This is a genomic window from Methylobacterium sp. J-030 (genome assembly GCF_022829545.1).
Taxonomy (GTDB): domain Bacteria; phylum Pseudomonadota; class Alphaproteobacteria; order Rhizobiales; family Beijerinckiaceae; genus Methylobacterium.
Genome location: NZ_JAKSYM010000048.1, coordinates 21,355 through 29,617, shown reverse-complemented (window position 1 = coordinate 29,617; position 8,263 = coordinate 21,355). Strand labels below are relative to the sequence as shown.

Sequence of the window (8,263 nt, the reverse complement as noted above, 5' to 3'; positions counted from 1 at the left end):
CATCACGAGGGAGGATTGCACGCTCATCATCGAGCGGTAGCCGGAATCCACCGCCTCCACCGCCCGCGCCACGAGCCCGTAGGCCACGTAGGAGGCGCCGGCGCAGCCGTATTCCTCCGGCAGGGTGACGCCGAGCAGGCCGAGCTCGCCCATCTTCCGGAACAGGTCCGGATCGGTCTTCTCCTCGGCGTAGGCCTCGACGATCCCGGGCAGGAGCTGCTCCTGCGCGAAGCTCTGGGCGACGTCGCGAATCGCCCGTTCGTCCTCGCTGAGCTGGTCCTCCAGCAGGAAGGGATCGTCCCAAACGAAGCGCGCCGAGGCCGGGGCCGACGGGGAGGCGCTGCCCGGGGGCCGCATCGGAGCGTTCATGGGGATCCTCGCTGCAGGGGTTGCGTGGAGCCCTGCGGGCTCGCGCTTGGCGATACTCTAGACCCGTGCCGGCCGTCGTCCAACGCGCGCGGTGACGCCGGGGCGTACCCGTCACGCCCGCCCGAGCAGCGTCAGCCAAGCCACCGTCGTGAGCGGCGCCAGGAGGGTGGAGACCAGCACGGAGGCCGCCACCATCCCGGTCTCGGTCCGGTAGCGGGCCGCCAGCAGGTAGGCGTTGATCCCCACCGGCATGGCGGCGAACAGGGTCGCCACGCCCGCATAGGCCGGCGGCATCGCGAAGACGTGGAAGGCGAGGATCCACACCGCGAGCGGGTGAAGGACGTTCTTCAGCGCCGCGATCGCCAGCGCCCCCTTGAGATCGAACAGCACCCGGTAGCGCTTCAGGCCGGCGCCGAGCGCCACCAGCGCGCAGGTCGAGGCGGTGCCCGCGAAGGCGTCGATCAGGGACTGGAGGTGCCCGACCGGCGCGAGGCCGAGGCCCTTCATGGCCATGCCGATCAGGAGCGCGACGAAGATCGGATTCTTCAGGAGGACCAGGGCGAGGCCGCGGAGCCGCGCCAGGATCGGCAGGCCGGAATCGGATTCGATCAGGAAGGTGGCGCTGCCCATCATCAGCGGCAGGTGGACGGCGAGCAGCATGAACAGCGGGAAGGCGCCCTCCTCGCCGTAGGCCTGGAGGATCATCGGGACGCCGACGAACACGGTGTTCGACTGGCTCGCCGCGAAGCCGTGGAGGATCGCGCCCCGCCGATCGATCCCGGCCCGCCGCCGGGCGATCGACGTGCCGACGAACCAGGAGACCCCGGCGCCGCCGAAATATGCGGCCCAGTAGGACCACGCCACGGTGCCGCTCATGCCGGGCTTGGTCAGAGTGGCGATGATCAGCGCCGGCACGGCGACCGCAAAGACGTATTCCGACAGGCCGTCGCTGACCTTGTCGGAAAGCAGCCCGGCGAGTGCCGCCGCCCAGCCGATCAGGACGATCCCGAAGATCGGGGCGATGAGGGCGAGGGCGTTCACGAATCCGGGCGGCGTGCTGAGGAAGGGAAGCTTGGCCCATAGCACGCGACAGTCGTTTCATGCCCCGGCGTCGGGTGAATGGCTCGCCTGGGTTCGCCGGACGGGCTCCGGCCTATTTGCCGTCCAGCACCTGGATCGGGTTCGTACGCTGGCTTGCCGGAGGCTCCTTCGTGAGGGTGGCGCCGCCTTCCCGCTGGGCCTTCACGTCCCGCGGCGACCCGGGTCCGCCGACAGCCTGACCGCCGTCGCCGCTCTGGGTCGGAACCGTGCCGGAGGCGAGTTCGAGGCAGGTCACCATCTCGACGTAGGAGGGGTAGCCGCCCGCCTTGAACTGGTTCTCGCACTGCCGCTTGGCCGCTTGGGTGTAGCTGCCCCAGTGCCGCTCGGCTTCCTTCTTGGCCTCCCGCTCCGAGCGGAGGCAGCCGTCGTAATTGGCCTGGTCGCTGATCGACGTGTTGGCCACCTGCGCGGATTGGCACGTGCGTTCGACGTCGAGATTCGGAACCGCGTCGGCCCGGGCGGCCGGGGCGAGCGCCAGGGTGAGGAACGCGATGGAACCGGGCACGATCGCTCGGAAACGGGTCGTCATGACGTCGAACTCGCGGTGTGGGGCGCCCTGCGCCGACGGGTGTGCCGGCACAACGCGCGAGACCCCCGTTCGGCACCAGCGTTCTCGCCGATCAGCCCGCGTGCGAACCGCGCAGGGCCTGATCGAGATCAGCAAACAGATCGTCCGTATCCTCGATGCCGGTGGAGAGGCGCAGCAGGTCCGGCGGGCAGGGGCTGCCCGGACCCTCGACCGACGCCCGGTGCTCGATCAGGCTCTCGACGCCCCCGAGCGAGGTGGCGCGCTTCCACAACCGCACCCGAGCCGCCGTCGCGATGGCGCCCGCCTCCGCCCCTGCGACCCGGATCGACAGCATGTAGCCGAACCCGTCCCGCATCTGCCGGCGCGCGACCGCGTGCCCTGGATCGTCGGTGAGCCCCGGATACAGGACGTGGGTGACGTGCGGATGCCCGCGCAGGCGCTCGGCGAGCCGCAGGGCGCCGGCCGATTGCGCGGCTGCCCGGAGGTGCAGGGTGCGCAGCGAGCGCATCAGCAGATAGGCCTCGAACGGCCCGAGGATGCCGCCGCCGCCGGCACGGATGCCGCGGATCCGCGCCCAGAACGCGTCGTCCCGCGCCCCCGCCAGCACGCCCGCCACCACGTCGGAATGGCCGTTCAGGATCTTGGTGGCCGAGTGCATCACGATGTCGGCGCCGAGTTCGAGCGGGCGCGTATGCACCGGCGAGGCCGCGGTGGAATCGACCGCGAGCCGGGCACCGGCCGCATGGGCGAGCGCCGCGGCAACGGCGATGTCGGTGACCGTCCATAGCGGATTGCCGGGGGTCTCGATCCAGACGAGCTTGGTCTTGCCGGGCTGGATCGCGGCCCGGAGCGCCTCGGCATCGTCCGTGTCCACGAAGGTCAGGTCCAGCCCGCGCCGGGGTGCCTCCTCGCGCAGCCAGCGCTTCAGCGCCCAGTACATGACGGTGCCGGCGACGACGTGATCGCCCGGTTCCAGGGCGCCGAACACCGCGGTGGCCGCCGCCATCCCGGAGCCGAACAGCAGGGCGCCGGCTTCCGCGCCCTCCAGCATCGCCAGGACGGATTCGGCCTCGCGCACCGTGGCGTTGTCGGGCCGGGCGTAGCAGAAGCCCGAGCTGTAGCCGTTGTCGGGATCGCGGATGAAGGTCGTGGAGACGTGGAGCGGCATCACCACCGCCCGGGTCTCGGGCTCGATCCGGCCCATCGCCTGCGCGGCGAGGCTTTTTCGCGCGAAGGCCGGCGGTCCCGCGTGCTGTGTATCCGTCGGGGCCTGCGGCGCGTTAGGCTGTGTCATCTGACGATTCCCGGCGGATGGAGAGGGGCGCGTGCCACGGGCCGTCGTCCCCGGCAACCCGCCCGCGGAGACGGATGTCATGACGGTCGCCACACAGATCCCCCAAGGGCCCGCCGTGCCGCGCTGGCTCCGGCTCGCCGCCGCGGTCCTGCCGGTGGCGGCCACCGCGGCGATCGGTTCGGTGGCGACCCAGGCCGAGATCCCGGGCTGGTACGCGGGCCTGAACAAGCCGGTCTTCAACCCGCCGGACTGGGTCTTTCCGGTGGCCTGGACGATCCTCTACACGATGATTGCGATCGCGCTCTGGCGGCTGCTCGGCGCGATGCCGCGCACCGGGCCCGCCCGCGAGGGCTGGTGGCTGGCGCTCGCGGCCTTCCTCGTCCAGATCGCGCTGAACGCCGCCTGGACGCCTGTGTTCTTCACCGCCCACGCGATCGGCACCGGGCTGATCGTGGTGGCGATGCTGCTGGTGATGGTGCTCTGGACCATCCGGCTGACCTGGCGGTTCGACCGGCTCGCGGCCTGGCTGCTCGTGCCCTACGCCGTCTGGGTCGCCTTCGCGACGCTGCTCAACGCCGCGATCCTGCGGTTGAATTGAGCGGGTCTCAATGCCCGCTGCCGTTGGCTTCGTCGCCCGCGGGCTTCCCGTCGTCGCGGGCACGGTGGAGCAGAAAGATCGCGAAGACCATCGTGATGATCAGGCCCGCCAGCACGCCGAGCTCGATCATCGAGGCCTGGAACAGCGCCTGCTTCTCGGGCGACCAATCCTTGGCGTGCATGATCTCCGAGGATTGCAGCGTGATCACCAGAACCCGCCGGATCGAGGCGATCAGGCCGACGATCAGGAACGGCTCGCAGGTCAGCGTGCCCGACCGCATCGAGACCCGCACCGTGTGCAGGATCTCGATCAGCATCAGCAGGAACAGCAGCCGGTCGACCACCTCCAGGATCTGCTGGGCGCTCCCCAGGGCCTTGAAGGCTTCAAGGGTCAATCCGGCCGCATCGATCAGCGCGACGAGCGCGGTCAACGCCAGCAGGAGCCCGAGCGCCGCGTAGATCGCGTGCTCGGTGTGCAGGAAGATCGCGCTGGCGACGCGCGTCAGGCGGCCCTGGGCCTCGGTCTCGGTCGGCATCGTACCCCCCCCGGAAATCTGCCGGGAAGATAAGCCACTGCGCCGCGCGTCCAGCCCGGCGGAGAACGATTGTCAGTGAAAGAACGGCAGCGCGTGCGGCGCGAGGTAGCCGAAACCGAGGAGCGCCGCTCCGGCGAGACCCAGGAAGCCGCCCGCGAAGACCAGCACCGCGATGCCGGTGATCACTTCGGCCGAGGCCAGCACGATGCCGATCTGGAAGGCCGCCGAGGCCAGTTCGTAGTGGTGATAGCGCAGCAGGGACAGGTCGCGCCGCTCCTCGGAGGCGCGGGCCTTGGCGGTCAGCTCCTTGCGGCCCTCGCCGGTCGAGGGCTCGGAATCCCAGCGCGCCAGCGTCTTGGTCCACTCGGCGCGCTTGGCCGCGATCGCGTCCTGGTTCGGGCCGGGCGGCACGAGCGCGAGGGCCTCGTCGGCGGTCTTGAGCACCGTCGAGCGGATCGTGCGGGCCTGGAAGTAGGCCCATTGGTTGGCCGCCTCGACATTGGCGCCGATCGACTCCGTCTGGGCCGCCTTGCCCAGGGTCTCGCTGAAGGCGAGGAACAGCGCCAGGACCGAGATGAGCAGCGCCACGCGCTTGTTCGAACCCTCGACCGCCCCGTGACCACCCGACATCGCTGCGTGTTTCCCCGTTCGATTCGTCGGCGGGAGTCACAGCGCATCGCGACGCGCCGCGCAATGCGGATCGGCTATTCCGCGGCGATGCGCGGGGGTGCGGGCCGCCCGTCATTGGCCGGATGGAACGCCTCGACATCCTCCGGGTCGTCGCGCTCGCCCACGAAGCGGCCGAACATCCGCTTCAGCAGGCGCGAGAGATCGTCCATCAGCACGAAGATCGCCGGCACGAACACCAGCGACAGCACGGTCGAGACGAGCAGGCCGCCGATCACCGCCACCGCCATCGGCGCGCGGAACTCGCCGCCGATCCCGTAGGCCAGCGCGGAGGGCACCATGCCGGCCGCCATGGCGATCGTGGTCATCACGATGGGCCGGGCACGCTTGCGGCCGGCATCGACGATCGCCTCGTTGCGGTCGACCCCGGCGCGGATCTGCTCCACGGCGAAATCCACCAGCATGATGGCGTTCTTGGTCACTACGCCCATCAGCATCAGGATGCCGATCACCACCGGCATCGAGATCGGCATGTGGCAGATCAGCAGCGCCAGGATCGCGCCGCCGATGGAGAGCGGCAGCGAGAACAGGATGGTCAGCGGCTGCAGGAAGTTGCCGAACAGCAGGATCAGCACGCCGAACACCATCATCAGGCCGGCGCCCATGGCGAGGGCGAAACCCTCGAACACCTCGCCCATCACCTCGGCATCGCCGGTCTGGCTGATCGTGACCCCGGGCGGCAGGTTCCTGGCGGCCGGCAGGGTCATCACCTGCTTGATCAGCTCGGCGAGCGCGTCGGTGCCCTGCATGTCGCCTTCGAGGGCGACGCGCACCGCGCGGTCGTAGCGGTCGATGCCGGTCGGTCCCTGGCCGAGGCTGATATCGGCCACGGTGGCGAGCGGCACCGCCGCCCCGCCCTTCACCGGCACCTTCAGGGTCTCGAACTCGGAGAGCCGGCCGCGCAGGCTCTCGGGGAGCTGCACGCGGATCGGGATCTGCCGGTCGGTCGCGTTGAACTTGGCGAGGTTCATGCCGATGTCGCCGATCGTCCCGACCCGCACGGTCTCCGCAATGGTGTCGGTGGAGACGCCGAGATCGGCCGCGACCCCGGGTTTCGGCCGGATCCGGACCTCGGTGCGGTCGAGCGGCGCCGTCGACATGACGTTGACGAGATGCGGGATCTGCTGCGCCTCGCGCTGCAATTTCGCCGCGACCTCCGCCACCACGGCCTTGTCGGGCCCCGCGATGATCAGCGCGAGGTCGCGCTGGCCGTTCTCGCGCAGGGCCCAGAAGCGCAGGTCCGGCTCTTCCCGCAGGATCGCGGCGACCTCGGCATCGACCTGCTTCTGCGTGCGGTGCCGGGTGTTCTTCGGCGTGAGGTTGATGGTCAGGCTCGCGAGCCGCACCTCCTTCTTGGCCGGCAATTGCCGGCCGCCGTCGACGAACACGCTCTTCACCTCAGGCAGTTCCCGGATCTTCGCCTCGATCCGGTCGGTCACCCGGACCGTGTCCTGCAGCCGGGCGCCGGGCGGCAGTTCGAGGACGAACAGCGTGCGCGCCTGATCCTCCGCCGGCAGGAAGCCTGCGGGCAGCAGGCCCGTGGACGCGATGGAGGCGGCAAAGCAGGCGATGCCGAGCACCAGCGTGACGAACTTGTGCCGCACCGACCACGCCACGAGCCGGGTGTAGCCGCGCATGATGAACCCGTCGCGCGTATGGTCCGGCCCGTGGTCGCGCAGGAAGTAGGCGGCGAGCAGCGGCGTGATCAGCCGGGCCACGAGCAGCGACATGAACACCGCCGCCGCGATCGTCAGGCCGAACTGCTTGAAGTACTGCCCGGCGATGCCGCCCATGAACGACACCGGCGAGAAGATCGCCATGATGGTCGCCGTGATGGCGATGACCGCGAGCCCGATCTCGTCGGCGGCTTCCAGGGCGGCGCGGTAGGGCGACTTCCCCATCCGCATATGGCGCACGATGTTCTCGATCTCGACGATCGCGTCGTCCACCAGGATGCCGGTGACCAGCGTGATCGCCAGCAGGCTCACGGCGTTGAGCGAGAATCCGAGCGCGCTCATCACCCAGAAGGTCGGCAGCACCGAGAGCGGCAGTGCCACCGCGGCGATCAGCGTCGCCCGCCAGTCGCGCAGGAACAGCAGCACCACCACGACCGCGAGGGCGGCGCCCTCGATCAGGCCCATCATGGCCGAGTGGTAGTTGCCGATCGTGTTGTCGACGCTGGTGTCGATCAGGTCGAAGCGCACGTCCGGGTTGGCCGCGTGGAGCGCCGCGATCTTCTTGGCGACGCCCACCGCGACGTCGGCGTCGCTGGCGCCGCTGGCCCGGGAGATCGCGAAGGCCACGACCGGCTCGCCGTTGAAGCGCGCGAAGGTGCGGGGCTCCTCGGCGGTGTCGGAGAGGGTCGCGAGCTCGTCGAGCCGGACCTTGCGGTTGCCCGGCACGACGATCGAGGTCTTGGCGAGCGTCTCGAGGCTCGCCGAGGCGGCGAGCGCGCGGATCGACTGCTCCTGGCCGCCGATCTCGGCCCGGCCGCCGGCCATGTCGGCCGATGTCAGGCGCAATTGCCGGTTCACGTCCGCGGCGGTGATGCCGAGCGCCAGCAGCCGGTCGGGCTTCAGGGTGACGCGGATCTCGCGCGCGACGCCGCCCAGGCGCTCGACGCCGCCGACGCCCTTCACGCTCTGCAGGCCGCGGGCGACCACGTCGTCCACGAACCACGACAGGTCCTCCGGCGTCATGGCGGGTGCGGAGGCGCCGTAGACCATGATGGGCAGGCCGGCGATCTCGACGCGCGAGACGATCGGCTCGTCGATCGTGCGCGGCAGGTTCTGGCGGATCTTGGCGATCGCGTCCTTGACGTCGTTGGTCGCCCGATCCTGGTTCACCTCCAGGCGGAACTCGATCGTCGTGGTGGAGATGCCCTCGGTGATCGTCGACAGGATGTGCTTGACGCCCTTCACCCCCGCGATCGAGTCCTCGACCCACTTGGTGACCTGGGTCTGCAGCTCGGCGGGCGCGGCGCCCGACTGGGTGATCGTCACCGAGACGATCGGGATGTCGATATTCGGGAACCGGGTGATCGGCAGCGAGCGGAAGCTCACCAGCCCCAGGATCATCAGGACAAGGAACAGCACCACCGAGGGGAGCGGCTTGCGGATCGCCCAGGCGGAGACGTTGAGGCGCATGGCC

Annotated in this window: 8 protein-coding genes; 1 reads left to right on the top strand and 7 read right to left on the bottom strand. The window is 70.0% G+C overall.

Annotation, left to right across the window (positions count from 1 at the left end):
* The 4 genes from MKK75_RS02145 to MKK75_RS02130 all read right to left on the bottom strand — a co-directional run.
* The coding region (locus MKK75_RS02145; RefSeq protein ID WP_244040983.1) for an acyl-CoA dehydrogenase family protein at positions 1–369 on the bottom strand (369 nt) is incomplete at its 3' end.
* A 111-nt stretch (positions 370–480) separates the two neighbouring features.
* Positions 481–1,410, bottom strand: a complete 930-nt coding sequence (locus MKK75_RS02140; protein WP_244040987.1) for an AEC family transporter — start codon at positions 1,408–1,410, stop codon at positions 481–483.
* 112 nt (positions 1,411–1,522) lie between these two features.
* Positions 1,523–1,999: a hypothetical protein gene (locus MKK75_RS02135; RefSeq protein ID WP_244040982.1), complete on the bottom strand. Its 477-nt coding sequence runs from the start codon at positions 1,997–1,999 to the stop codon at positions 1,523–1,525.
* A gap of 91 nt (positions 2,000–2,090) precedes the next feature.
* The gene (locus MKK75_RS02130) at positions 2,091–3,293 is read right to left on the bottom strand and encodes a trans-sulfuration enzyme family protein (protein ID WP_244040981.1); all 1,203 of its coding nucleotides are present in this window, start codon (positions 3,291–3,293) and stop codon (positions 2,091–2,093) included.
* Between the two features lie 79 nt (positions 3,294–3,372).
* Between MKK75_RS02130 and MKK75_RS02125 the strand changes: the two genes are divergently transcribed.
* Entirely contained in the window at positions 3,373–3,891 is a 519-nt protein-coding gene (locus MKK75_RS02125) for a TspO/MBR family protein (RefSeq protein ID WP_244040980.1), read from the top strand.
* Positions 3,892–3,898: 7 nt separating this feature from the next.
* On the opposite strand, the gene MKK75_RS02120 is transcribed toward MKK75_RS02125, so the two are convergent.
* The 3 genes from MKK75_RS02120 to MKK75_RS02110 form a co-directional block, all read right to left on the bottom strand.
* Positions 3,899–4,426: a phosphate-starvation-inducible PsiE family protein gene (locus MKK75_RS02120; RefSeq protein ID WP_244040979.1), complete on the bottom strand. Its 528-nt coding sequence runs from the start codon at positions 4,424–4,426 to the stop codon at positions 3,899–3,901.
* 72 nt (positions 4,427–4,498) lie between these two features.
* Positions 4,499–5,056 (bottom strand): DUF4337 domain-containing protein, encoded by a 558-nt coding sequence (locus MKK75_RS02115; protein ID WP_244040978.1) that lies wholly within the window; start codon positions 5,054–5,056, stop codon positions 4,499–4,501.
* 74 nt (positions 5,057–5,130) lie between these two features.
* On the bottom strand, positions 5,131–8,259 hold the full coding sequence (locus MKK75_RS02110) for an efflux RND transporter permease subunit (protein ID WP_244040977.1): 3,129 nt from the start codon (positions 8,257–8,259) through the stop codon (positions 5,131–5,133).
* Positions 8,260–8,263: the final 4 nt, after the last annotated feature.

What these genes read in the sequence shown, in the direction of transcription:
- MKK75_RS02135 (WP_244040982.1), bottom strand. Translation starts at nt 1,999, where the DNA reads ATGACGACCCGTTTCCGAGCGATCGTGCCCGGTTCCATCGCGTTCCTC.
- MKK75_RS02130 (WP_244040981.1), bottom strand. Translation starts at nt 3,293, where the DNA reads ATGACACAGCCTAACGCGCCGCAGGCCCCGACGGATACACAGCACGCG.
- MKK75_RS02125 (WP_244040980.1), top strand. Translation starts at nt 3,373, where the DNA reads ATGACGGTCGCCACACAGATCCCCCAAGGGCCCGCCGTGCCGCGCTGG.
- MKK75_RS02120 (WP_244040979.1), bottom strand. Translation starts at nt 4,426, where the DNA reads ATGCCGACCGAGACCGAGGCCCAGGGCCGCCTGACGCGCGTCGCCAGC.
- MKK75_RS02115 (WP_244040978.1), bottom strand. Translation starts at nt 5,056, where the DNA reads ATGTCGGGTGGTCACGGGGCGGTCGAGGGTTCGAACAAGCGCGTGGCG.
- MKK75_RS02110 (WP_244040977.1), bottom strand. Translation starts at nt 8,259, where the DNA reads ATGCGCCTCAACGTCTCCGCCTGGGCGATCCGCAAGCCGCTCCCCTCG.